The following is a 24,921-nucleotide window of genomic DNA, read 5'->3' on the forward strand; positions in this document are numbered from 1 at the left end:
TCAATCGCTGGCGGCGCGATGGAACCTGGCAGCGTCTTCATGACAGGCTACGGCAACGCCACGGGCGTCACAAGCATCCAAGCGCCGGGTGTCTGGACAGCCAAAGCGTCAAGATCACGGCGATCCCTGGCGAGCGCGGCTATGACGCTTGCAAGAAGATCAAGGGCCGCAAACGCCATCTTCTGGTCGATACCCTGGGGCTGGTGCTGGCAGTCGTTGTCACCGCCGCCAGCGTGCAAGACCGTGATGGGGCGCGCCAACTCCTGCGCCATCTCCCCGGTCATTGCAAAAAGCTGCGCACGATCTGGGTTGACGGCGGCTACAGTGGACGCCTGGTTGACTGGGTTGCCCAGCGCTTTCGTTTCGTCTTGACGGTGGTCTTGCGTCCCAAGGAGCGCCGAGGGTTTGTTTTGTTGCCGCGACGCTGGGTTGTTGAGCAGACCTTTGGCTGGCTGAACCACTCACGCCGTCTGAGCAAGGACTACGAGCGCTTGATGTCGAGCAGCGAAGCCTGGATTTATCTCGCAATGATTCGACTGATGGCTAACCGCTTGGTTTGAGGCGGTAGTTTCCAAACAGCTTCTCAGTGCGCGTTAGCTTTCTACAGGTTTTTGTAGATGGGTTTAATCAGTTAACCCCGTGCGCGGTGGATTTTGATCACTTGGGGTATCAGGCGCAAATGGCGGATCATGGCGGCGAGGTGTTTGCGCCCTAGGGTGCTGAGGGTGAAGGTGATGGTCGTGGTGTTGCCGTCACGTTCATCAAAGGAGACGTTTTCAATATTGGAGCCCATGTCGGCAATCACTGCCGCAAGATTGGCCAGTACGCCGGGCTTGTTATCGGTTTGTACGCGAATGGCGGTGGGATAATCGCTGGTGTGTTCGTCGCTCCATTCCAGCGGGATCCATTTATCGGGCTTGTCCCGATAGCCGGAAATATTGCGGCAGGCTTCACGATGCACCACAAAGCCGCGTCCGGCGCTGGTCACGCCGACCACCGGGTCGCCGGGGATGGGGTAGCAGCATTTGGCAAATGACAAGACCATGCCTTCGGTGCCTTTGATCGCTAAAGGCCCGGTTTTCCCCTGCCATTCTGCCGGATTGCCACTTTCTTCATCGGCGATGCTCAAGCGACGGGCTACCAGCGCAGCCATGCGGTTCCCCAGGCCAATGTCCACCAGTAAGTCGTTGAACTGGGCAAATTGCAGCTCTGTGGCGAGCTTTTCCTGGGTGGTGGCAGAAATGTTATCCAGCGCAAGCCCATAGCCGGAAAGGGCCTGATCCAGCAGGCGGCGTCCCAAGGCCAGTGCCTCGTCATCCTGGAGATTTTTCAGGTAGTGGCGGATGCTGGCGCGCGCTTTGCCGGTGACGACGAAGTTCATCCAGGCGGGATTGGGGCGGGCGCCGGGGGCGGTGATGACTTCAACGGTCTGGCCATTTTCCAGCGGGGTGGATAAGGGCGACAGGCGGCGGTTGATTTTTACCGCGACGCAGGTATTACCGACGACAGAATGCACGGCATAGGCAAAATCCACCCCGGTGGAGCCACGCGGCAATTCCATGATGTCGCCTTTGGGGGTGAAGAGATAAACCTCTTCCGGAAACAGGTCGATTTTGACATTTTCAAGAAATTCCATGGAGTTGCCCGCTGCCTGCTGGATTTCCAGCACGCTTTTGAGCCATTCGCGGGCGCGCGCCTGGGCGGTGGCGGCGGAGTGATCGCCGGTTTTATAGAGCCAATGGGCGGCGATGCCGCTTTCCGCAACACGGTCCATTTCCTCGGTACGGATCTGTACTTCGATGCGGATGCCGTGGGGGCCAAAGAGGATGGTATGCAGGGATTGGTAGCCGTTGGCCTTGGGGATGGCAATGTAGTCTTTAAAGCGGCCCGGCACGGGTTTGTAGAGATTGTGCACCACGCCCAGGGCGCGGTAGCAGGTATCGACATCTTTGATAATGACGCGAATGGCAAAGACATCAAAGACTTCTGAAAAGGACAGCCGCTTGTGGCGCATCTTTTTATAGACGCTGTAGGGATTTTTTTCCCGCCCGATGATGCGCGCCTCAATCCCGGCGTCTTCCATGCGCGCACAGATGGCGGTTTCCACCTTCTGCATCAATTCTTTGCGATTGCCACGCGCCTTGCTCAAGGCCTGCTGGATGATTTTGTGGCGATAGGGGTATTGGGCGGCAAAACCCAGCGATTCCAGCTCCCGGCGGATGGCGTTCATGCCCAGGCGCTGGGCAATGGGGGCATAGATTTCCAGGGTTTCGCGGGCGATGCGGCGGCGTTTTTCCGGGCGCATGACGCCCAGTGTGCGCATATTGTGCAAACGATCGGCCAGCTTGATCATGATTACGCGCAAATCACGCGCCAGGGCCAGCATCATCTTGCGGAAATTTTCCGCCTGGGCCTCGGCTTTGGAACGAAATTGCAGATGGGTGAGCTTGCTGACGCCATCGACCAGCTCGGCCACATCACTGCCAAATTCGGCGATGATGCGCTCCTTGCTGATCGGTGTATCTTCCATCACATCATGCAAAATGGCGGCGATGATGCTTTTGTGATCCATGCGCATCTCGGCCATGGTTTTCGCCACGGCCAGGGGATGCGAGATATACGGCTCACCGGATAGGCGTGTCTGGCCCTGATGCGCCTTGGCACCGAACAAATAGGCCTTATAGACCTCGTTGACCTGTTCGGGGTCCAGATAGGTTTCCAGGTAGGCACACAGATCACTGGCGAGAAACTTCGCCGTATCGTTGGAATGTTCTGGCAGGATTGGCTGGTTCAGCGCCGCCGGAATCTCTTCAGAGAATGTCGCACCTTCGACCATAAATAATTCGCGCACACGGTACATCGGCTTGAGCTAAATCTCCGTGCGGGCCTCTTCCTCGGTAATGGTGGGTTTGCTCACATGTACGCGAGCATCCACCTCATCAAGAACCTCCGGGCCAACCAGTCCCAGACTGATCTCGCGCAATGCGACTACGGTGGCCTTGTCATTTTCCCAATCGACGTGAGGGTGTGCGCCCATGGAAATCTGACGCGCCCGTTTGGCCGCGACCAGCACCAGTTGGAACCGGTTTTCCATATTATCAAGACAGTCTTCTACAGTAACACGCGCCATCGCGGTTTTTTCTCCAGAAAAATCAGGGTTAAAGTGATGATGTTGAGCAAAACTTCGCGGCAATGTGCGTGCGGTGTTGCAGACAGATCGCCGCGCACGCCAGGCCGCAAAGCCATAAATTAAAGTATCGTTTGCCGACGGGTCGTGATTATTTGGCGGTTTTTGCCGTATCCGCCAACACCAACGAAGATGTCGCGAGTACCTCACGGATAAAAGGTACCGTCAGGCGGCGTTTGGCCGCCAGAGAAGCATGATCCAGTTGATTTAGCAACTCAATCAAGGAAGCCAGATCGCGTTGACAGTGGCGCAGCAGATAATCACAGGCATCCTCCGCCAGGTGCAGACCCCGACGGTTGGCGCGTTCCATCAAGAGGCCGCGTTTCTCCTGCTCGCTCAGTTCATGCAGTTGGAAGACCGGGCCCCATAGTATCCGCGAGCGCAAATCCGCCAGCAGGCAGCGCAGATCATGGGGGCCATGACGCCCAGTCATGACTAAGCGCGTCCCGCTCGCACGGGTGGCATTGATCAGATTGTATAAAGCAACTTCCCAACGGTGTTCGCCGCACAGCTGATGCAGATCATCCACACACACCACATCCAGGGTATCCAGACCGTCCAGCGCCTCCGTGCCGACCGTAAGCAGTAATTCTGCATCCAGACAGGCTGCCACCGCGCCAAAAAGCCCGGCTTGATGACACATGGCCTGTGCCAGATGCGTTTTCCCGCTAGCCGCTTCGCCATATAAATACATCTGTAGCTCACCTTGCCCGCGTGCCTGGGTCAGCAGGCCATCCAGCAATACCTGATTGGCACCGGGCACAAAGGAGGCAAAGCTGAAACCATCCCGCAATCCTACATCCAACGGGAGCTGCGGTGTTTTTGGGTGCGGCAATGGAGAATGCGCTACGTTTTTCATCAGTTTGCGCGAAAACCCCGTCCAGCAAGGACGGGGAGGGACAGCGCACGGGTTGGGCCGTCCGCCTCGCGCCCTCCGTTTCGGTTGATGGCTGAACATACGCAGGCTTTTCACCTGCCGTATAAAACGCTTAATATCTTTATGAATAATATATATCTTGCGTCTTTAATACCAGTCTTATAATACGCCGTAGTCTACATAAATTTACAGCGAATACCGAAATTTAGCATCCCGGCACGGCGTGGATTTGCCGTGATATTTACTGTGCGTGTTTGGGATAGATGATCAAAACGGCTTTCAGGCCGGCTTTGCCATAGCGCGCCATGCGTTCAAAATCGCGTTGCAGGATAGGCATATTGATGGAATCGACGTGGGTTTCGCCGTTGTCGTAGTCCACAAACGGGTCATGGACATAGATAAAATGCTCATCAAAGCCGGTGACCACCACCCAGTGGGGGAATTTTTCTGCATAGATCTGATAGGAGCTGATCAAGACCACCGGGATGCCGCCCGCATCAAAGCGCGCCCGCAAATCGGTCGCCGTGAGAGTGCCGTAGTGCAGCGGGATGCACAGCTGCTGAATCTCTTCGAGCATATCTTCTTGCACCAGCCGCATGACCTCCTTTTTTTCCTCGCTACGCACGGAGTCCAGCAGCGGCATGCGTTCATCATTGAGGGTGAGTTCTACGGCAAAGCCGCGATGCGCCACTGCCAGCGCCAGGCCATACGGCCCACAACCGCCATGGCCGGAGGTCATGAAAATGGTGGTGGCCTCGCGCCAGATGCGCAGTTCCAGCTTGCGATCCATAACCATGCCTTGATCCAGCGCCTTCATCGCCATCATCACCGCCGAGGGGCCGCAGGTAAAATCGAGGGTCTGTTCGTAGTAGGGGACTTTGACCATCTCCGGGCGCAGATCGGCGGCCAGGGATTTTTCATAGCGCCAGGCGTCCATGTGATCTTCGTAATAGTCGTCGTATTCCCCGAAGCGACGAAAGCCGAGTTTTTCAAATAACTGGATTGAGGCTGCGTTGTCCTTGCGAATTTCTAAACGCAGATAGGCACAGTCACGCTCGCGGGCGTAGTGTTGCGCCTCGCAAATCAGTGCCTGCGCAATGCCCTGGGCGCGGGCCTGCGCCTGCACGGCAATGGAATACAGACGCGCCATTGAGGTGCCTCGACTGAACAGCAACAACACATAGCCGCTGATCTGCCCCTCCTGCTCAAAGACCAAGGTCTGGGCATGGGCCTTGGTGAGCATGTAGCGAAACTGACGCAGTGAGAGGCGATCAGTCTGAAAGCTTTCCCGCTCCAGTTTGACCAGGGCGGGGATATCTGAGGTTTGCGCAGGACGTATCATCGTTTTATAGCGTTCTTTAAGTTTAAAAGTAGGGCAAGCGCGTATACATTACTCAGCCGACGAGGACATTTGCGCGGTACTTATCGCCCCAGCTTGCCGTATAGATTGCGCCGCATCTACATCAATTTGCAAACCTTTATACGCGCTGACGCTAGGCTGGATAGGGGGGTGATTGGACAGTATTCCGGCGTTCAGGTAACATAAACTCAATCCCTAAACCTTCCTTGAATGATCAACTATGCGACGGGGTGAGGCTATGTCTCTCCCGTCGCTTGTTGTGCGCTGGAGATTGTCTTGACTTCACCCGCTTTATTGGTCCTTGAAGACGGCAGTGTGTTTCGTGGCGTGGCCATTGGCGCGCCTGGCCAGTCTGTTGGCGAGGTTGTTTTTAATACGTCTATGACTGGGTATCAGGAGATTTTGACTGATCCGTCCTATGCCCGTCAGATTGTCACGCTGACGTATCCACATATCGGCAATACGGGCATCAATCCGGAAGATGAGGAATCTGCCGGGATTCATGCCACGGGTCTGGTGGTGCGGGATGTGCCGGCGCTTCTGAGTAATTGGCGCAGCCGCGAGTCTTTGGGTGATTATCTGATGCGCCACGGGGTGGTTGCGATTGCCGGCATTGATACCCGTCGGCTAACCCGTATTCTGCGCGAAAAAGGCGCGCAAAACGGCTGCATCATGGCGGGTGAGGGCCTGGATGAGGCGGATGCGCTGGCGCAGGCTCGCGCCTTTCCCGGCTTGCAGGGGATGGATCTGGCCAAAGAGGTCAGCACCATTAGCCCCTATGTCTGGGATGAGGGGGTATGGCAGTTGGGTCTGGGACATCAGCGCCAAAGCGAGCCGCGTTATCAGGTGGTCGCCTATGATTACGGCATCAAGCGTAATATCCTGCGGATGCTGGCGGAGCGCGGCTGTCGGGTGACGGTGGTGCCTGCGCAAACGCCGGCGGCTGAGGTGTTGGCGATGCGCCCGGATGGGGTGTTTTTATCCAATGGACCGGGCGATCCGCAGCCGTGTACTTATGCCATTAAGGCGATTGCCGAGATTGTCGAGGCGGGAGTGCCGACTTATGGCATTTGTCTGGGGCATCAGCTGCTGGGTCTGGCCAGCGGGGCGCGTTCGATCAAGATGAAATTCGGGCATCACGGGGCGAATCATCCGGTGCAGGATCTGGGCACGCAGCGGGTGATGATTTCCAGCCAGAACCACGGTTTTGCCCTGGATGAGCACAGTCTGCCTGCGCATGTACAGGCAACCCACCGCTCGCTGTTTGATGGTTCGCTGCAGGGGATTGCCCGCACCGACCGTCCGGCGTTCAGTTTTCAGGGACATCCCGAGGCCAGCCCAGGACCGCATGATGTTGCCCCGCTTTTTGACCGCTTCATTGAATTGATCAAGCACCGTTAAACCCTCTGGCCCACTGGGAGCGCGCAGCACCCGCTGCGCAGTGTATTTAAAATGCGGAGCCTAAGCTCTGTGCTCCCAGCGGGCTGCGTCCGGATCATCGCAATTATGCCAAAACGTCGTGATATACAAAGCATCCTGATCATCGGGGCCGGTCCCATTGTGATTGGTCAGGCCTGTGAATTTGACTATTCCGGCGCGCAGGCCTGCAAGGCGCTGCGCGAGGAAGGCTATCGGGTCATCTTGGTCAATTCCAATCCGGCCACCATTATGACCGACCCGGAAATGGCCGATTCGATTTATATCGAGCCGGTGGAATGGCGCACGGTGGCGCGCATTATCGAAAAAGAAAGGCCAGATGCCGTATTGCCGACCATGGGCGGTCAGGTGGCGCTCAATTGTGCGCTGGATTTGGCCCGCCACGGGGTGCTGGATGCCTATCAGGTGGAGCTGATCGGGGCGACGGAGGATGCCATTGATATGGCGGAGGATCGCGAGCGCTTTCGCCAGGCCATGACCGAGATCGGTCTGGAATCGCCCCGTGCCTTCATGGCCAATACCTGGGAGGAGGCGCAGGCGGTACAACCGGAAATCGGTTTTCCGGTGATCATTCGCCCGTCTTTTACCATGGGCGGCAGTGGCGGCGGGATTGCCTACAATCGTGAAGAATTTGAGGAAATCGTCAAGCGCGGACTGGATTTGTCACCGACCAACGAGGTGCAGATTGAGGAGTCCGTGCTGGGTTGGAAAGAGTTTGAAATGGAGGTGGTGCGCGATAAGGCGGACAACTGCATTATCGTGTGCTCGATTGAAAATCTCGACCCCATGGGCATTCACACCGGTGATTCCATCACGGTGGCCCCGGCGCAGACGCTGACGGATAAGGAATATCAGATCATGCGCAATGCCTCGCTGGCGGTGTTGCGCAAGATCGGTGTGGATACCGGCGGCTCGAATGTGCAGTTTGCGGTTAATCCGCAGGATGGCCGCCTGGTGATCATTGAGATGAACCCTCGGGTGTCGCGCTCCTCGGCGCTGGCCTCAAAGGCTACCGGCTTTCCGATTGCCAAGGTGGCGGCCAAGCTGGCGGTGGGCTATACCCTGGATGAACTGCGCAATGAGATCACCGGTGGCATCACCCCGGCCTCCTTTGAGCCGTCGATTGATTATGTGGTTACCAAGATCCCGCGTTTTACCTTTGAAAAATTCCCGCAGGCACAGCCGGTACTCACCACGCAGATGAAATCTGTGGGCGAAGTGATGGCGATTGGGCGCTGTTTTCAGGAGTCCTTCCAAAAAGCGCTGCGCGGTCTGGAAATCGGGGTGGATGGTCTGGATGAGCAGGTGGATTTCAGTGATCCTGAAGCAGAGAACATGGTGCGCTTGGAGCTGGCCAATACCGGCCCCAACCGCATTTTCTATGTGGCGGATGCCTTGCGTCTGGGCTATAGCATCGAACAGATTTACGAGTTGACCGCGATTGATCGCTGGTTTCTGGCGCAGTTGCATGAGCTGGTAGTGCTGGAAAACGGTTTGGCCCGCAAGCAGCTCGCGGAGCTGGATCAGGGCAGCTTCTATACCCTCAAGCAGCGCGGCTTTTCCGATAAGCGCCTGGCGCGTCTGCTCGGCACCAGCGAAACGCAGGTCCGCACCCGGCGCCACCAGCTCGGCATTCGGCCCGTGTATAAGCGGGTGGATACCTGTGCTGCGGAATTTGCCTCAACCACGGCATATTTGTATTCGACCTATGATGAGGAATGCGAGGCGACACCTTCTGGCCGTGACAAGATCATGGTGCTGGGGGGTGGCCCTAATCGCATCGGTCAGGGCATTGAGTTTGATTATTGCTGCGTTCATGCGGCGTTTGCAATGCGTGAGGATGGCTTTGAGACCATTATGGTCAACTGCAATCCTGAAACCGTGTCCACCGATTATGACACCTCGGATCGTCTGTATTTTGAGCCGTTGACGCTGGAAGATGTGCTGGAGATCGTCGCCCTGGAAAGCCCCAAGGGGGTGATTGTGCAGTATGGCGGGCAGACGCCGCTCAAACTGGCACGCGATCTGGAAGCTAACGGCGTGCCGATTATCGGGACCTCGCCGGATTCCATTGATCTGGCCGAGGATCGTGAGCGTTTCCAGCAATTGATTGAGCGTCTCGGCCTGGTACAGCCACCCAACCGCACCGCCCGCAGCGTGGATGATGCAGTGAGCAAAGCGGCGCAGATCGGCTATCCAGTGGTGGTGCGTCCCTCCTATGTGCTCGGTGGACGGGCGATGGAGATTGTGTATAACGAGGAGGATTTGCGCCGCTATATGCTCCACGCCGTGAAAGTCTCCAACGATGCGCCGGTGTTGCTGGATCGCTTTTTGGATGATGCGGTGGAAGTGGATGTGGATGCGATTTGCGACGGTGAGCAGGTGCTGATCGGTGGCATCATGCAGCATATCGAACAGGCCGGGGTGCATTCGGGAGATTCCGCCTGTTCCCTGCCGCCGTATTCCATTGCCGAGCCGCTGCTGGAGCAGCTGCGCGCCCAGGTGCGTCAAATGGCGCTGGGGCTTAAGGTTGTGGGCCTGATGAATACCCAGTTTGCGATTCAGGGCGAACAAATCTTTGTGCTGGAAGTCAATCCACGCGCCTCGCGCACCGTGCCCTTTGTCTCCAAGGCCATCGGTTTGCCATTGGCCAAAATCGCCGCCCGCTGTATGGTGGGTAACAGCCTGAGCGCGCAAGGTGTGACCCGTGAGGTGGTCCCGCCCTATTATGCGGTCAAGGAGGCGGTGTTTCCCTTTATCAAATTCCCTGGCGTTGATCCCATTCTCGGGCCGGAGATGAAATCCACCGGCGAGGTGATGGGCGTGGGTCGCAGCTTTGCCGAGGCCTTTGCTAAAAGCCAGCTCGGCGCGGGGATGCATCTGCCCACCCAGGGCAAGGCCTTTATCAGTGTGCGCGATGCCGACAAGGCGGGCATCATTGAGGTGGCCCAGCAGCTTCGCGCCCACGGTTTTGAGCTGCTGGCCACACGCGGGACGGCGGTGGTATTAAGCCAGGCCGGGATTGCCTGCACCCCGGTAAATAAGGTGCTGGAAGGTCGGCCGCATATTGTGGATATGATCAAAAATGACGAGATCAGTCTGATTATCAATACAACCGAAGGACGCCAGGCCATCGCGGACTCGTTCACCATTCGCCGCGAAGCCCTGCAACGCAAGGTCAGTTATACCACGACGCTGGCGGGTGCCAGCGCGACGGCCAAAGCATTGGCGTATCTGGAACATGGCGAGGTCTATCGCCTGCAAGCGCTACACGAGGAAATTAACGCATGAGCAAAACCCCTTTAACCGTGCGCGGCGCCGAAAAGCTCAAAGCCGAATTGCTGCGACTGAAATCGGAGGATCGCCCGCGCATTATCGCGGCGATTGCCGAGGCGCGTTCCCACGGTGATCTCAAAGAAAATGCCGAATATCACGCCGCGCGTGAGCAGCAAGGCTTTATCGAAGGGCGGATTCAGGAAATTGAGTCCAAACTCGCCAATGCGCAGATCATTGATGTCACTACGCTCAATCCCAATGGCAAGGTGGTCTTTGGGGCCACTGTGGATTTGGTGGATGTCGATAATGACAACGAGGTCACCTATCAACTGGTGGGCGATGATGAGGCCGACATCAAAGCCGGGATGATCTCCATCAATTCACCGATTGCCCGCGCCTTGGTGGGCAAGGAAGAAGGTGAGGAGGTGGTGGTGAAAGCGCCCGGCGGGGAGAAGGTCTATGAAATCCTTCAGGTTCGCTATGTCTAGAATGTGGCGGCACTGTCCAGGTGTCGCCTTGACCCTGCGCTGGCACATGCACAGCAAAGCCCGCTGAGATGGCGCGCAGCAAAAGCAGCAAACGCTGGTTACGCGAACATTTTAACGATGTCCATGTCAAGCGTGCGCAGAAGGAAGGCTATCGCTCGCGGGCGGTGTTCAAGCTCATTGAGATCGACGAGCGTGACCGCCTGCTGCGCCCTGGTGCCACGGTGTTGGATCTGGGCGCGGCACCCGGTGGCTTCAGTCAGTACGCCGCGACCAAGGTGGGGACGCAAGGGCGGGTGGTAGCCACCGATATTCTGACGATGGAACCCCTGGACGGGGTGATTTTCATTCAGGGTGATTTTCTCGAAGATGCGGTGCTACAGGCCATTCAAGCGGCCATGGGTGAGGCGGCGGCTGACCTTGTACTTTCCGATATGGCCCCCAATATATCCGGGGTGGATGCGGTGGATCAGCCGCGTGCCATGTATCTGGCCGAGTTGGCGCTGGACACGGCCTTGCATGTCCTGAAACCTGATGGCGATTTTTTAGTCAAACTGTTCCAGGGCGAGGGCTTTGATGCCTATGTGCGTACCCTGAGAAGTCATTTCACGGCGGTCAAGATCAGAAAACCTCAAGCCTCCCGCGCCCGTTCGCGTGAGGTGTATGCCTTGGCACGCGGTCTTGTACGCCGTACATAGCCACCGCCGCCGCCCTGATCAAGTGGCACAACAGCGCCTAAATGGTGTAATGTGAACCCTGAGTGACACCCTAGCTTTTTAGCGCAGCGAACGATGAAGTTTGCTGCATGCCACAAGGCACGCCCACGCGCTTTGTGCGCAGACACACCCTATACAGCCAAACTGATGAGGTAGACCCTTGAACGAACTGGTCAAAAACCTGATTATCTGGGCGGTCATTGCGATTGTGCTGATGTCTGTGTTTAATAACTTCAGCCCACAGACCACCCAGCCTGCCCCGCTTTCTTACTCGCAATTCATCTCCGAGGTGAAAGGCGGTCGTATCAAGAGCGTCTATGTCGAGGAAAACACCATTCAGGGTGTGACCTTAAACGGTGAGCGCTTTACCACCTATAGCCCCAATGATCCCGGCCTGATTGGCGATCTGCTGGCCAACGGGGTAGAAATCCGTGCCCAACCCCCGGCAGAGCGTTCTCTGCTGATGGAGATCATGATCAGCTGGTTCCCCTTCCTGTTGCTGATAGGGGTGTGGATCTACTTCATGCGCCAGATGCAAGGCGGTGGCAATGGCCGGGGCGCGATGTCCTTTGGCAAAAGCCGCGCCCGCATGATGAGTGAGGATCAGATCAAACTCACCTTCTCCGATGTGGCCGGCTGTGACGAGGCCAAAGAAGAAGTCTCCGAGCTGGTGGAATTTTTGCGTGATCCGTCGAAATTCCAGAAACTGGGCGGCAAAATACCCCGCGGGGTGTTGATGGTCGGCTCGCCCGGTACCGGTAAAACCCTGCTGGCCAAAGCGATTGCTGGTGAGGCACGGGTGCCCTTTTTCAGCATCTCCGGTTCAGATTTTGTGGAGATGTTTGTCGGGGTGGGTGCCTCGCGGGTGCGCGATATGTTCGAGCAGGCGAAAAAACACGCCCCCTGCATCATCTTCATCGACGAAATCGACGCCGTTGGGCGCCACCGTGGTGCAGGTCTGGGCGGCGGGCATGATGAACGCGAGCAGACCCTGAACCAGTTGCTGGTGGAAATGGACGGCTTTGAAGGCAGTGAAGGCATCATCGTGATTGCCGCCACCAACCGCCCGGATGTGCTTGATCCTGCGCTGTTGCGGCCCGGTCGCTTTGACCGTCAGGTCGTGGTGCCCTTGCCGGATGTGCGTGGTCGTGAGCAGATTCTCAAGGTTCACATGCGCAAGGTGCCGATCCATGAAGATGTGCGTCCTGAGCTGATTGCCCGTGGCACTCCCGGTTTTTCCGGCGCCGATCTGGCCAATCTGGTCAACGAGGCGGCCTTGTTTGCCGCCCGTAGCAACAAGCGCCTGGTCGAGATGAAAGACTTCGAGCGCGCCAAGGACAAGATCATGATGGGCGCCGAGCGCAAGTCGATGGTCATGAGCGAAAAAGAGAAAAAGCTCACGGCTTACCACGAGGCCGGTCATGCCATTGTCGGGCGCAATGTCCCCGAACATGACCCGGTGTATAAGGTCAGTATCATCCCGCGTGGCCGCGCCTTGGGCGTAACCATGTTCCTGCCCGAGGAAGACCGCTACAGTCACAGCAAGACACGGCTGGAAAGCCAGATCTGTTCGCTGTTTGGGGGCCGGATTGCCGAGGAGATCATCTTTGGCGCCGATAAAGTCACCACCGGGGCCTCCAATGACATCGAGCGGGCCACCTCCATTGCGCGCAGCATGGTCACCAAGTGGGGCCTCTCGGATCGTCTCGGCCCGCTGGCCTATGGCGAGGATGAAGGCGAGGTGTTCCTGGGGCGCCAAGTGACTCAGCACAAGATGATGTCGGATGAAACTGCCCATGCCATCGATGAGGAAATCCGCCGGATCATTGATTCAAACTATCAGAAAGCCAAGCAGATTCTGGAGCAGAATATGGAGAAACTGCACGGCATGGCCGATGCCCTGATCAAGTATGAAACCATTGATACCGATCAGATTGACGACATTATGGAAGGTCGCACACCGCGTCCCCCTGCTGACTGGAATGACGACGAACCCGCCTCGGGCAGCGGTCACTCCAGCGAAGATGATGAAACTGCCGGTAAACCCATCGGTGGTCCGGCGGCGGAACATTAAGCGCCTCCTCCTTAAAACGCGACCGCCTTTGGCGGTCGCTGTGTTTAGGCCAGTCTACCCTACCTCGCTTCACGTTTAAGCACACCCATGAGAGAGCCTGCATGACGGAATCTGCACACAGTATTGATGTAACTCAGCAAAACTTTCAGCGCATCGTCATCGACGGTTCCGGCGAGCGTCCGGTACTGGTCGATTTTTGGGCCAGTTGGTGTCAGCCCTGCCAGATGCTCATGCCGATTCTGGCAAAGCTGGCGCAGGCCTATGCCGGGAAATTCCTGCTGGCCAAGGTCAATACGGATCAGGAGCAGCACCTTGCTGCCCAGTACGGCATTCGCAGCCTGCCCACTGTGGTCTTGTTCAAAAACGGCAAGCCCGTCGATCAATTCATGGGCGTACAGCCTGAATCCAGCATCCGCGCCTTATTGGATAAACACCTTCCTCGTCCTTCCGATGCTGCCCGCCAACAGGCACAACAGGCCCTGCAACAGGGCAATGCGGATGCCGCCGTGCTGCTTTTGCAGCAAGCCCTGGAAGCTGACCCGGATAACCAGACCCTCAAGATTGATCTGGCACAGGCGCTGCTGGCCTTGCGTCATTTCGATGAGGCCGAGCATGCGCTCAATACCTTGCCGATGGACCTGCATCAGCAAGAACCCGTGAAACGCCTGCAAGCGCATTTGCGTCTGGCGCGGGTTGCTCCGGCGGATGCCGCACAGGCGCAAGCCCTGCAACAACGTCTGCAGAGCGAGCCCAATGACCCGCAGGTGCTGCAACAATTGGGAGCGTATTACACCCTGCACGAGGACTATGCCCAGGCATTGGCCTTGTTTTTACAGCTGATGCGCAGTCATCGCCGCTACGCTGACGATGCCGGTCACAAAGGTCTGCTGGCGATCTTTGAGATTCTCGGTGCCCGCCATCCCCTGGTCAATGAATACCGGCGCAAGATGGTCAGTCTGTTGTATTAAATGCCTCATCGCTTCGCCGCTATTGCGCCACATGATCACCCGATAACCCGCTGAAATTCTGATCAATGCCCTCGCCCTCCTCTTGGTATCGTCTGTGGCTGTTTGGCGTTCTGTTGCCGGGCCTGCTGTGGCCTTTTGCTGGCCTGGCACACACGCACAGCACCTTGGGCATTCTCGCGATTCGTGATACAGAAACGGTGCTGGCGCGCTGGCAGCCGTTGGCCGAATATCTGACACAGCACAGCGGCCAGCCTTTTCGCATCAACGCCTTGCATCATGAGGATCTGGCCCAGGCGATTGCCCAGGGCGAGGTGGATTTTGTCCTCACCAATCCGGCGCATTACATCCATCTGGCACATACCCAAGGCTTGCCACCCCCCTTAGCAACCCTGATTGAGCAAGGCTTTAGCCAGTTTGGCGGGGTCATTGTCACCCGTGCGGATCATCCCGAGATTTTCACCCTGCAGGATATTCCGGGCAGGCGCATTGCCGGCGTTGGGCTGTATGCCTTCGGCAGCTTTCTCATGCAAAGCTATGAACTGCAGCAGGCCGGGCTGACAGTCCCTGATGCCGCGCAGGTGTTGGCGACGGGCCTGCCACAAGACAAGGCCATCCACGCCCTGCTCAACGGTGAGGCCGAGGTCGCCTTTGTGCGTACCGGCATTATCGAGGCGATGGCCGCCAAGGGCGTACTGCAATTGGCACAATTGCGCGTGATCGCGCCGCGCAGCTACCCCGATTTTCCCTATGCCATTTCCACCCGACTTTATCCCGACTGGCCGGTGGCGCGAACTGCCCACACCTCGCCGCAGCTGGCACGCAAGGTCAGCCTGGCGCTGTTTGCCTTGCACCAATATCCAAGCGTGTGCGAACAGCTCGGCATTGCCGGATTCACCATCGCCGACAGCTACGAAGACGTCCGTGAGGTCTTGCAGACCTTTCGCTTGCCACCCTTTGATCAGGCCCCCGAGATCACGCTGTATGATGTCTGGCGAAACTATCAGCTGGTCATTCTGGCCACCCTGCTGCTGATTTTTGTCTTGCTCACGCTGTTGGTCACCAACCGCGCCTGGGCCTTTAGAGTGCAGGCCTTGGAACGCGCCAAGGCGCTGCGCGAATCCCGCCGCGAACTCAACGCCACGCAGGTGATGCTGCGCACAGTGTTTGATATTCTCCCGGTGGGCATCAAGGTCACCGATCCCGACGGCCAGATCATTGCCAAAAACCAGGCCGCTGATGACATTTTAGAGCCCCTGCACACCCCCAAAGACAGCGCGGCCTGTGTCATTCGGGAAGATGGCAGCCCCTTACCGCCCGAGGAATACACCTGCATCCGCGCCTTGCGTGAATGTCGTCCGCTGATGGGCGTCACCACCGGCATTGTCTGGCCCGACGGCATCCGCTGGTTATCCGTTAGCACGCTGCCGATTGCCGATCCCCGTTTTGGCGCGGTGATCTGCTATGTAGACATCACCGCCAGCAAGCAAAGTGAGGGCGAATTACGTCAGGCAAAAGAAGCCGCCGAACGCGCCAATGAGGCCAAATCGGAGTTTTTATCGCGGATGAGCCATGAGCTGCGCACCCCGATGAATGCCATTTTGGGTTTTGCCCAACTGTTGCAACTGGATAATCAGCTAAACGCCGAGCAGCAGGAATATCTGCAGGAAATTCTCAGTGCCGGGCAACATCTGCTCGCCCTGATCAACGAGGTGCTTGATCTGGCCAAGGTAGAAATCGGCCAGATCAAGATCAATCCCACCACCGTAGCGCTCTACCCGCTTTGTAAAGAATGCTGCCTTTTGATGCACCCGCTGACACAACCGCGCAACATTGAGATTAGCCTTGAGTGCGCCGAGCATATCGCCGTGCGTGCCGACTACACCCGGCTCAAGCAGGTGCTGATCAACCTGTTATCCAACGCGGTGAAATACAACCACGACGGCGGGCACGTCTGGCTTCGCGTTCGCAGTTCAAACCAAAGCAGCGAACACATTTACCTGGAAGTCTGCGACACCGGGCCGGGGATTCCCGAGGCACAGATTGCGGAACTGTTTGGCGCCTTCAATCACCTCAATACCGAGCATGTACGTAGCGTTGGTGTGGGCATCGGGCTGGCCTTGGCTAAACGTCTGGTGCTGGCCATGGATGGACGCATCGGCGCGCAGAATCAGGTACAGGGCGGGGCCTGTTTCTGGCTGGAACTGCCCTCGCCCACCCTCAACGATGCCCCGTCTGCGCCCTTGAGACCGGCCATTGGCACAGGCCATATCGTCCTGCAGATCAATGACCATCCCGAAGAGGTCAAGCTCATTGAAGGCATTCTCAGCCAGCGCCCTCAACTGCATCTGCTCAGCGCCTCCAGCATCCAGCTCGGTCTGGACTGGATCAGCGCCTACCGCCCGACGCTGGTACTGTTAAATCTCAATCGCAGTATGCCCCATCCCCAGGCGCTGCTGACCTTAATCCGTCACCTTGCGCAAAATCCCCGGCTGCCGATCATCACCCTGCTTGAGGCAGACGCAGCCAGCTTTGTCGAAGCTGGCGCAACGGCAGTACAGCACCCAGACACCTTGGTGCAATTGCATAAACCACTGGATATTATCAAATTTCTCGCCACCGTCGATGCCCTGCTCAATACCCAGGCACCGATTGCAGAACCGCTATGAATATCGCTCATCACCCGCCCAGCCACTGGCTCACGCTGCAGGCGCAAACCCGGCCGGATGACTGCGCCATATACCAGGCCGAGCGCCCGACGCTCTGGACCTTTGCACACCTGGCCCAGCGTGTCGGGCAGATTGCTGCCTGGCTGACGGCGCAAGGGATTCCCCCCGGTAGCGTACTGGGCTATGCCTGCCATGAGCCGCTGAATACCCTGTGTCTGCTATATGCCGCCTGGCAGCTTGGCATCGCCGTGTTTCCCTACAACCCCGCACTGCCCACCGCACAACTACAGCCGTTGCTGCAGGCCGCACACCTCCATGCCATCACCGGCAGCGCGCTGCCAGAAAACCTCCCTGCACACCTGCAGAGATACCCCTGGCCTCACGCATGGCCCGATCCCCTCCCGTTTAATCCGCAACAAGCACTGCCTGCCAGCGCGCTGCATCTGCTGATCGCCACCTCCGGTACCTCTGGCTCCCCCAAGGCTGTCGCCCTGCATGGCGATAACCTCTGCGCAGCCGCGCAGGGTTCGCAACAGATCATGCCGCTACAGATCAATGACCGCTGGCTTTCCTGCCTGCCACTGTTTCATATCGGCGGGGTAATGATCGGCGTGCGCAGCCTGTTTGCGGGCAGTTGTGTTCATCTGCATCCCCGCTTTAATACGGATGCCATCGTCACTGCGCTCAATACCCAGGGCATCACCCATATCTCACTGGTTCCTGCCTTGCTTGCTCGCCTGCTGGAGGCTTACGGCAACAGCCCGGCACCGCCCAGCCTGCGCGTGGCCTTGATCGGCGGTGGCCCGCTTACCCCGGCATTGGCCCGCCGTGCCCACGCTCAACGCTGGCCGCTCTGCGTCAGCTATGGCATGACCGAAACCAGCGCCCAATGCGCCACCGACTGCAGCCCTGACGCCGGACTCCAGGCCGGCTGTGTCGGCCATCCGCTGCCCGGCATCGAGATTCGTGCCGGACAGCCTCAGCAACCCGCCCGCATAGAAATCCGGGGCGCCGCCGTCACCCCCGGCTATCGCGGCCATCCGGCGCGGCAGACCGCTGATGGCTTCTGGCCCAGCAGTGATCTGGGCTTTATGGATGCACAAGGACGCTTATGGGTGCTGGGACGCGCCGATGATGTCCTGATCAGCGGCGGAGAAAACATCCATCCCGAACAACTGGAAGCCCTGCTGCGCGATTATCCGGCCATACATGATGCCGCCGTCTGCGGTCGCCCCGATCCCGTGTGGGGGCAGCGCGTCGTCGCCTTCATCGTCACCGGTGCAGACTTCAACTCCGACGCCTTTATGCAATGGTGTAAAACACAGCTCCCCAGCCACCTGCGCCCCCGCGAATGGCATCAAATCGACCGCCTCCCCAGAACCCACACCGGCAAACTACAACGCAGCGAACTCCCCCAGCTGCTGGCCCAATACCCCAGCCCAGAAACGGTTTGATATTTTCTACTTCTTTCTTTTAACGTTATTTTGTTCAACTGCATAACTCCTACACATGAAACAAAGAAAGAAGTACACAACACTGAAAAATTAAAGGGTTACGTCACCCCACGAGGGATTAGGAGATGGCTAACCCTCGCAGCCCAGCAGCATTCTTACAAAGTGGGACGGCTTCTGGCCGTCGCTTTTTTGCAGTGGCATCGGGAAAATGCCGCCACGTTTCGCTCTCAGGACAAGGATGATGGCAAAGCAGGGCCATCCGTTATAATCTGGCGACAGAATACACAGGAGGCTTTATGTTATCCATTCAATCCATGATCCGTTTGTGCCACATGCGTGTGTGTGTGGTGTTGCTGGCGTTGTTGTTGAATGCCTCGGCGGGGGCGTCCGAGACGCCAGAGGCGCAGATTCTCCATGCCAAAGTGGGGGTGCAGGTCGTTTCTGCTGAGCGCGTATTTCATGCCAGGCCACGGGAGATGCTGCGCGCTGATGATCGGATCCGCTTGTATATCCAAACAGAGCAGTCCTGTGATGTCTATGTGGTGCACAGCGACCAGCATGTCGCATCACTATGGCTCGCAAATATGCGTACCGTGCCAAAAGAGCCGTTGGTTCTGCCATCCATGCAGGCCTATTATCAACTCAGAGGCTGTTTGGAAATTAATCGCGTAATGGCTTAACCTACGATTTTTTCTAGGAAGTGGCCCACATGCCCCAGAAATGCAGCAAGAAGATTCGCAAAAAACGCTACCCGAGTCACCTCAGCGACGGCGCCTGGAAGGCGATCAAGCCGCTGTTGCCGAGCGCCCCGGTCGGGCGCCCTCGTAAGCTCAGCATGCGCCAAGTCATCAATGCGATCTTCTATGTCCTGCAGACGGGCTGCCAGTGGCGTCAGCTGCCGCGCGACTTTCCTGCCTGGTCGGCAGTGTACTATGACTTCAATCGCTGGCGGCGCGATGGAACCTGGCAGCGTCTTTATGACAGGCTACGCGCTCGGCTACGGCAACGCCACGGGCGTCACAAGCATCCAAGCGCCGGGTGTCTGGACAGCCAAAGCGTCAAGCCCACGGCGATCCCTGGTGAGCGCGGCTATGACGCCGGCAAGAAGATCAAGGGCCGCAAACGCCATCTTCTGGTCGATACCCTGGGGCTGGTGCTGGCCGTCGTTGTCACCGCCGCCAGCGTGCAAGACCGTGATGGGGCGCGCCAACTCCTGCGCCATCTCCCCGGTCATTGCAAAAAGCTGCGCACGATCTGGGTTGACGGCGGCTACAGTGGACGCCTGGTTGACTGGGTTGCCCAGCGCTTTCGTTTCGTCTTGACGGTGGTCTTGCGTCCCAAGGAGCGCCGAGGGTTTGTTTTGTTGCCGCGACGCTGGGTTGTTGAGCGGACCTTTGGCTGGCTGAACCACTCACGCCGTCTGAGCAAGGACTACGAGCGCTTGATGTCGAGCAGCGAAGCCTGGATTTATCTCGCAATGAGTCGACTGATGGCTAACCGCTTGGTTTGAGGCGGTAGTTTCCAAACAGCTTCTTAAGGAATAAAGGGTGGCAGACGTTTTTCCAGCAACACCCCCTTGATGCGCACATAATTGGGCAGACCATCCACAAAGGGCGGGTAATCTTCACCAGCAATCAGCGGCTTGAGATAACGGCGGCAGGTGTCGGTGATGCCATAGCCATCATCGGTGATGTATTGACGTGGCAGGCCGCGTTCGATGTTGGCGACCTCACCTAAAGAAACGCGGTGAACCTCCCAGGTGTACGGCTCGTCGCTGACTCGATGGATCACCGGCATGAAGGAATGATGCCCTTGCAGCACAAACTCCACCGCTGCCCGTCCCAAGGCATACGCCTGTTCAACATCGGTGCGCGAGGCAATGTGCCGGGCGGCGCGTTGGATATAATCAGCCACGGCCCAATGCACTTTGTAACCAGTGGCCTGCTTGATGAGGGTGTTTAGGGTAGGCGCGACACCGCCCAATTGTGTGTAGGCGTACACGCTATTGGCCTGGGCCACCGAGACCAGTTTGCCGGTTTCGTCCTTAAGCCCTTCAGAGGCCACTACCACGCAATAGCCATGCTCATTGACAATTTCTTGCAGGCGGTCAAGGAAGCGCTGCGGATTAAAGGGAATCTCGGCAAACAGAATCAGCATCGGAGGGTGGCCGCTGTCTTCCTGCGCCAGCGCTGCCGCTGCGGCCAGCCAACCGGCATGGCGTCCCATTACCTCCATGATAAACACCTTGGTGCTGGAGCTGGCCATGGACTCCACGTCCATACTGGCCTCGCGCACCACCGTGGCGATGAATTTGGCCGCTGAGCCAAAACCAGGGCTGGTGTCGGTCCCGGCAAGATCATTATCGATGGTCTTGGGTACGCCGACGCTGACAATGGGATAGCCCATGTTTTCAGACAATAATGCGACTTTCAGGGCCGTATCCATGGAGCCGCCGCCGCCGTTATAGAAAAAATAGCCAATATCATGCGCCTGAAATACCTCCACCAGACGTTCATACTGGCGCTGATGAGTGTCTGGGTCTCCCAGATCAAAGCGACAGGAGCCAAAAGCTCCGCCGGGGGTATGCCGCAGCGCCTTGAGCGTAGCCTCAGATTCCTCTGCCAGATCAAAGATTTCCTCATTCAACACGCCAAGGATACCGTCACGCGCGGCGTACAGCTTGCCGAACTGTTCGGGATGCGTACGCACGGTTTCAATCACCCCGTAGGCACTGGCATTGATCACCGCCGTTACCCCACCGGATTGGGCATATAATACATTTTTACGCATAAAGCATTGTTTCCTTATGAATTTAAAATAAAACGCCTGCTAGATCTAGCTGCAAACAGTGTGCGTGAAAGAGGCGGTGCATGGCAAGCGGGTCAGCAACGTCTTGCATGAAGCCTTGCGTATAAGTACGGCATAGACCGCCCTGCCTTGCGGCAACGGGGCATTATTTATGAATGCACAACGTGTCATGCTTCACAGTCTGACATCCAAGTCTTTCCGCTCAATCCTTGCTACACTAATCTGCAATAGTCCAATAATGGGCATGCCTGTTTTTAAGCCGGTCTCTGTTCCGGCCTTTGATTTTAGTGATGATGCCAATGAGAAAAACACAGTGGGCCGTGTGGCCAGGGTCTCCGTATCCGCTTGGTGCGAGTTGGGATGGCGAAGGCGTTAATTTTGCGTTGTTTTCCGAACATGCCGAGCGGGTGGAGTTGTGTCTGTTTGATCCCCTGGGCAAGCGTGAGCTCACCCGCATTGGGATGCGCTGGCAGACTGATCAGGTCTTTCATTGTTATCTGCCCGAGGCGCGACCGGGGCTTTTGTATGCCTATCGGGTGTATGGCCCTTATGATCCTGCCAATGGTCACCGCTTTAATCCGCACAAATTGCTGGTGGATCCTTATGCCAAGTCTTTTCATGGGCGGATCAAGTGGGCCGATGCCTTGTTTGGTTATCGTATCGGCAGTGCCGAGCAGGATCTGAGCATGGATAAGCGCGATTCGGCCGCGGGCATCCCCAAGTGTCAGGTGATTGATACTTCTTTTACCTGGGGGGATGATTGTCCGCCGCAGGTGCCTTGGCATGATACGGTGATTTATGAGCTGCACGTCAAGGGCTTTACCGCGCTCAATCCCAAGGTGCATCCCGCCTTGCGCGGTACCTATGCGGCGCTGGCTACCGCCCCGGTGGTGTCGTATCTCAAAAAGCTGGGCATCACGGCGGTGGAGCTGATGCCGGTGCATACTTTCATTGATGATCGCCATTTAGTGGAGAAAGGGCTGCGCAATTACTGGGGGTATAACTCGCTGGGTTTTTTTGCCCCGGATATGCGCTACAGCGCCAGCGGTCATGTCAATGAGTTCAAGACCATGGTCAAAACCCTGCATTCTGCGGGCATTGAGGTGATTTTGGACGTGGTTTATAACCACACCGCCGAGGGCAGCCATCTGGGGCCGACGCTATCGTTTCGCGGGATTGATAATGCCGCCTATTATCGCCTGGTGCACGATCAGCCACGCTTTTATATGGACTATACCGGTTGTGGCAATACCTTGAACATGCGCCATCCTAGAGTGTTGCAGCTGATCATGGATTCTTTGCGCTATTGGGTGCAGGAGATGCATGTGGATGGCTTTCGCTTTGATCTGGCCTCGGCCTTGGCGCGTGAGCTACATGAGGTGGATCGGCTCGGGGCCTTTTTCGATATTATTCACCAGGATCCGGTGCTGTCACAGGTCAAGCTGATTGCCGAACCCTGGGATCTGGGCGAGGGAGGCTATCAGGTCGGTAATTTCCCGGTGGGCTGGACCGAATGGAATGGCTTGTATCGCGATACGGTGCGCGCCTACTGGAAGGGCGATGGTGGCTTGCTGGGGGAGATGGCCTATCGCCTGACCGGCTCGTCGGATTTGTATGAATCCAGCGGACGGCGGCCCTATGCCAGCATCAATTTTGTCACCTGTCATGATGGTTTCAGCCTGCTGGATCTGGTCAGCTATAACGAAAAGCATAATCAGACCAATGGTGAGGACAACCGCGACGGCGAAAATCATAATCTGTCCTGGAACTGTGGCGAAGAAGGCCCCACCAAAAGCCAGCACATCACCGAGCTGCGCTTGCGCCAGCAGCGTAATTTTCTGGCCACCCTGTTTTTGTCTCAGGGCATCCCGATGATTACCGCCGGGGATGAGCGCGGGCGTACCCAGGATGGCAATAACAACGCCTATTGCCATGACAATGAATTGTCCTGGCTGGACTGGGAACTCAACGAATACGGGCGGGAATTATTGCCCTTTACCCGTCAGTTAATCCGCCTGCGTCACCGCCATCCGGCCCTGCGCCGTCGACATTTTTTTCAGGGACGGCCCATCATGGGTGCCACCGTCAAGGATCTGAGCTGGATCAAACCCAGCGGCGAGGAAATGAACGAACAAGACTGGCATCAGGGCTATGCCCGCACCTTAGGCATGTTTATCGCCGGCGGGGCCTTTGAAGAGTACGACGAACGCGGCCAGCAGGTGCGTGACGTGGACATGATTTTATTGCTCAATGCGCATCACGGCACGGTGGATTTTCGCCTGCCGGCAGTCCCGGCGCGTACCCGCTGGAATGTGATGATTGATACCGCCTTCAAGCAGGGGATGCGCACCGACCGGCGCAATTTTCACAGCTTTGAGCCCTATCCGCTCAAGGGGCGCTCACTGGTGTTGCTGATGAACGCCAGCCAACTGGCCCGCCGGGATAACAACGGGCATGGCTATCCGCATGACAATGGGCATGGCTATCATGCCGGTTATGGCGATAACGGTTATCCGCTTGACATCCACCCCGCCCTAAAGGACGGGGATTCCTAACCTCACGATCAGGACTTTCTGTTTCAACGAGACCAGCCGATGCCGCTTTACAGCAACACGGGACTTACGTTCTCTCCACAGACTAACCCCGCCAGCCCGGCGGTTAACACATTGCGCGCTGCATTCACATCGCGGTCGTGGAGACTGCCGCATTCCGGGCAGACCCGCGCTCGGACAGACAGCGGCATTTTCGCTACGGTGTGTCCACACTCAGAACAGCGTTTGCTCGACGGATACCAGCGGTCGATACCCACCAGCATTCGCCCACACCATTGCGCCTTGTACGTTAACTGCCGGACAAACTCCGACCAGCCTGCATCACTGATGGACTTCGCCAGACAGCGGTTCTTCTGCAGGTGGCTCACGGCCAGCGTCTCGACGGCGATCACTTGCTTTTCGTTGATCAACCGGGTTGAGCGCACGTGGCGGACGCATCTTGCGTTCGCTTGGTTTTCAGCGGCACCTGGAAGGTGCCGCCACGTCTTTGAAGGCGCTCGTCGTGTATTCCGCTGACTGCAAGCCGTCCTTGCGCTTGAACGCGGGATACCCGGCACGCTTGGCAAAAAAGTTGGCGAACGCCGTTTGCAAATGGCGTAACGCCTGCTGTACCGGGACGCTGCTGACTTCGTTGAGCCATGCATGTTCTGGCGTCTTCTTCAACTCGGTCAGTCGTGCGGAGGTCTCGTGATAGCCGACGCGCTTTTGGTCCTTGAACCACGCATCCGTACGCAGCCGCAGCATGTGGTTGTAAGCAAAACGCACACAACCGAACGTCCGGGCAAGGGTTTGTTCCTGCGCGGGCGTTGGATAGAACCGGAAGCGGTAGGCGCGTTTGATGTCCATATCCATACATTACACGCGATAGCGCACTGTGTAAAACCTCAACATAGAAAGGTGTTAGCCCAAAGCAGTAATGTCCCCTTCGTCCAATTCTAAAATGTCCCCTTTATATTTAAGCGGGAGGGCACGCATGACGAAGGAGCACATTACGATGAGTCACAAAGAAATTGACCGACTAGAGATGATTCAGGCGGTGGCGAACAAGCATCTGCGGCAGG

Annotated in this window: 19 protein-coding genes; 12 read left to right on the top strand and 7 right to left on the bottom strand. The window is 57.2% G+C overall.

Annotated features, from left to right (window positions below; genetic code table 11):
* A partial coding sequence (locus THISIDRAFT_RS08235; RefSeq protein WP_221913983.1) for an IS5 family transposase occupies nt 1-560 on the top strand: 560 nt, incomplete at its 5' end.
* A gap of 71 nt (nt 561-631) precedes the next feature.
* Here the strand turns inward: THISIDRAFT_RS08235 and spoT are convergent.
* The 4 genes from spoT to THISIDRAFT_RS08255 form a co-directional block, all read right to left on the bottom strand.
* On the bottom strand, nt 632-2,860 hold the full coding sequence (gene spoT / locus THISIDRAFT_RS08240; protein ID WP_006788008.1) for a bifunctional GTP diphosphokinase/guanosine-3',5'-bis pyrophosphate 3'-pyrophosphohydrolase: 2,229 nt from the start codon (nt 2,858-2,860) through the stop codon (nt 632-634).
* 9 nt (nt 2,861-2,869) lie between these two features.
* On the bottom strand, nt 2,870-3,130 hold the full coding sequence (rpoZ, locus tag THISIDRAFT_RS08245) for a DNA-directed RNA polymerase subunit omega (protein ID WP_006788009.1): 261 nt from the start codon (nt 3,128-3,130) through the stop codon (nt 2,870-2,872).
* Nucleotides 3,131-3,278: 148 nt separating this feature from the next.
* Nucleotides 3,279-3,992, bottom strand: a complete 714-nt coding sequence (hda, locus tag THISIDRAFT_RS08250) for a DnaA regulatory inactivator Hda (RefSeq protein WP_246585356.1) — start codon at nt 3,990-3,992, stop codon at nt 3,279-3,281.
* A 313-nt stretch (nt 3,993-4,305) separates the two neighbouring features.
* The gene (locus tag THISIDRAFT_RS08255) at nt 4,306-5,406 is read right to left on the bottom strand and encodes a peptidase C39 family protein (protein ID WP_006788011.1); all 1,101 of its coding nucleotides are present in this window, start codon (nt 5,404-5,406) and stop codon (nt 4,306-4,308) included.
* Between the two features lie 294 nt (nt 5,407-5,700).
* Here THISIDRAFT_RS08255 and carA point away from each other — a divergent pair, with 294 nt between their 5' ends.
* The 10 genes from carA to THISIDRAFT_RS08305 all read left to right on the top strand — a co-directional run bounded on the left by carA (nt 5,701) and on the right by THISIDRAFT_RS08305 (nt 20,010).
* The gene (gene carA, locus THISIDRAFT_RS08260; protein WP_006788012.1) at nt 5,701-6,825 is read left to right on the top strand and encodes a glutamine-hydrolyzing carbamoyl-phosphate synthase small subunit; all 1,125 of its coding nucleotides are present in this window, start codon (nt 5,701-5,703) and stop codon (nt 6,823-6,825) included.
* 105 nt (nt 6,826-6,930) lie between these two features.
* Nucleotides 6,931-10,152 carry a carbamoyl-phosphate synthase large subunit gene (carB, locus tag THISIDRAFT_RS08265; protein WP_006788013.1) on the top strand — a complete coding sequence of 1,074 codons (3,222 nt, stop codon included), beginning with the start codon at nt 6,931-6,933 and terminating at the stop codon, nt 10,150-10,152.
* Nucleotides 10,149-10,625 (top strand): transcription elongation factor GreA, encoded by a 477-nt coding sequence (gene greA / locus THISIDRAFT_RS08270; protein ID WP_006788014.1) that lies wholly within the window; start codon nt 10,149-10,151, stop codon nt 10,623-10,625. The genes carB and greA overlap by 4 nt, the downstream gene beginning before the upstream one ends.
* A gap of 68 nt (nt 10,626-10,693) precedes the next feature.
* Entirely contained in the window at nt 10,694-11,320 is a 627-nt protein-coding gene (rlmE, locus tag THISIDRAFT_RS08275) for a 23S rRNA (uridine(2552)-2'-O)-methyltransferase RlmE (RefSeq protein ID WP_006788015.1), read from the top strand.
* A 178-nt stretch (nt 11,321-11,498) separates the two neighbouring features.
* Complete coding sequence (gene ftsH, locus THISIDRAFT_RS08280; protein ID WP_006788016.1) at nt 11,499-13,412, top strand: ATP-dependent zinc metalloprotease FtsH; 1,914 nt, start codon at nt 11,499-11,501, stop codon at nt 13,410-13,412.
* 101 nt (nt 13,413-13,513) lie between these two features.
* Nucleotides 13,514-14,380 (top strand): thioredoxin, encoded by an 867-nt coding sequence (trxA, locus tag THISIDRAFT_RS08285; protein WP_006788017.1) that lies wholly within the window; start codon nt 13,514-13,516, stop codon nt 14,378-14,380.
* A 65-nt stretch (nt 14,381-14,445) separates the two neighbouring features.
* On the top strand, nt 14,446-17,046 hold the full coding sequence (locus THISIDRAFT_RS08290) for a PhnD/SsuA/transferrin family substrate-binding protein (RefSeq protein WP_006788018.1): 2,601 nt from the start codon (nt 14,446-14,448) through the stop codon (nt 17,044-17,046).
* Nucleotides 17,043-18,500 carry a class I adenylate-forming enzyme family protein gene (locus tag THISIDRAFT_RS08295; RefSeq protein WP_006788019.1) on the top strand — a complete coding sequence of 486 codons (1,458 nt, stop codon included), beginning with the start codon at nt 17,043-17,045 and terminating at the stop codon, nt 18,498-18,500. The genes THISIDRAFT_RS08290 and THISIDRAFT_RS08295 overlap by 4 nt, the downstream gene beginning before the upstream one ends.
* Nucleotides 18,501-18,796: 296 nt before the next feature.
* Nucleotides 18,797-19,180, top strand: coding sequence for a hypothetical protein (locus THISIDRAFT_RS08300; protein ID WP_006788020.1), 384 nt, complete (start codon nt 18,797-18,799; stop codon nt 19,178-19,180).
* A gap of 29 nt (nt 19,181-19,209) precedes the next feature.
* Complete coding sequence (locus tag THISIDRAFT_RS08305; protein WP_221913984.1) at nt 19,210-20,010, top strand: IS5 family transposase; 801 nt, start codon at nt 19,210-19,212, stop codon at nt 20,008-20,010.
* Between the two features lie 23 nt (nt 20,011-20,033).
* On the opposite strand, the gene THISIDRAFT_RS08310 is transcribed toward THISIDRAFT_RS08305, so the two are convergent.
* On the bottom strand, nt 20,034-21,290 hold the full coding sequence (locus tag THISIDRAFT_RS08310) for a 6-phosphofructokinase (RefSeq protein ID WP_006788784.1): 1,257 nt from the start codon (nt 21,288-21,290) through the stop codon (nt 20,034-20,036).
* Nucleotides 21,291-21,607: 317 nt separating this feature from the next.
* On the opposite strand from THISIDRAFT_RS08310, the gene glgX reads away from it, so the two are divergent.
* Nucleotides 21,608-23,863, top strand: a complete 2,256-nt coding sequence (gene glgX / locus THISIDRAFT_RS08315) for a glycogen debranching protein GlgX (RefSeq protein WP_006788783.1) — start codon at nt 21,608-21,610, stop codon at nt 23,861-23,863.
* A 47-nt stretch (nt 23,864-23,910) separates the two neighbouring features.
* On the opposite strand, the gene THISIDRAFT_RS15185 is transcribed toward glgX, so the two are convergent.
* Together THISIDRAFT_RS15185 and THISIDRAFT_RS15190 are read right to left on the bottom strand one after the other, a co-directional pair.
* Nucleotides 23,911-24,285: an RNA-guided endonuclease InsQ/TnpB family protein gene (locus THISIDRAFT_RS15185; RefSeq protein ID WP_336245407.1), complete on the bottom strand. Its 375-nt coding sequence runs from the start codon at nt 24,283-24,285 to the stop codon at nt 23,911-23,913.
* A gap of 31 nt (nt 24,286-24,316) precedes the next feature.
* On the bottom strand, nt 24,317-24,706 hold the full coding sequence (locus THISIDRAFT_RS15190; protein ID WP_336245397.1) for an RNA-guided endonuclease InsQ/TnpB family protein: 390 nt from the start codon (nt 24,704-24,706) through the stop codon (nt 24,317-24,319).
* Nucleotides 24,707-24,921: the final 215 nt, after the last annotated feature.

The organism is Thiorhodospira sibirica ATCC 700588 (assembly GCF_000227725.2).
Lineage (GTDB): Bacteria > Pseudomonadota > Gammaproteobacteria > Ectothiorhodospirales > Ectothiorhodospiraceae > Thiorhodospira > Thiorhodospira sibirica.

Bases quoted from the DNA above. Each gene is read 5' to 3' on its own strand.
- trxA (WP_006788017.1), top strand. From the start codon at position 13,514: ATGACGGAATCTGCACACAGTATTGATGTAACTCAGCAAAACTTTCAG.
- rpoZ (WP_006788009.1), bottom strand. From the start codon at position 3,130: ATGGCGCGTGTTACTGTAGAAGACTGTCTTGATAATATGGAAAACCGG.
- carB (WP_006788013.1), top strand. From the start codon at position 6,931: ATGCCAAAACGTCGTGATATACAAAGCATCCTGATCATCGGGGCCGGT.
- THISIDRAFT_RS08300 (WP_006788020.1), top strand. From the start codon at position 18,797: ATGTTATCCATTCAATCCATGATCCGTTTGTGCCACATGCGTGTGTGT.
- THISIDRAFT_RS15190 (WP_336245397.1), bottom strand. From the start codon at position 24,706: ATGGACATCAAACGCGCCTACCGCTTCCGGTTCTATCCAACGCCCGCG.
- glgX (WP_006788783.1), top strand. From the start codon at position 21,608: ATGAGAAAAACACAGTGGGCCGTGTGGCCAGGGTCTCCGTATCCGCTT.
- THISIDRAFT_RS08310 (WP_006788784.1), bottom strand. From the start codon at position 21,290: ATGCGTAAAAATGTATTATATGCCCAATCCGGTGGGGTAACGGCGGTG.
- THISIDRAFT_RS08290 (WP_006788018.1), top strand. From the start codon at position 14,446: ATGCCCTCGCCCTCCTCTTGGTATCGTCTGTGGCTGTTTGGCGTTCTG.
- spoT (WP_006788008.1), bottom strand. From the start codon at position 2,860: ATGTACCGTGTGCGCGAATTATTTATGGTCGAAGGTGCGACATTCTCT.
- greA (WP_006788014.1), top strand. From the start codon at position 10,149: ATGAGCAAAACCCCTTTAACCGTGCGCGGCGCCGAAAAGCTCAAAGCC.
- rlmE (WP_006788015.1), top strand. From the start codon at position 10,694: ATGGCGCGCAGCAAAAGCAGCAAACGCTGGTTACGCGAACATTTTAAC.
- THISIDRAFT_RS08255 (WP_006788011.1), bottom strand. From the start codon at position 5,406: ATGATACGTCCTGCGCAAACCTCAGATATCCCCGCCCTGGTCAAACTG.
- THISIDRAFT_RS08295 (WP_006788019.1), top strand. From the start codon at position 17,043: ATGAATATCGCTCATCACCCGCCCAGCCACTGGCTCACGCTGCAGGCG.
- THISIDRAFT_RS08305 (WP_221913984.1), top strand. From the start codon at position 19,210: ATGCCCCAGAAATGCAGCAAGAAGATTCGCAAAAAACGCTACCCGAGT.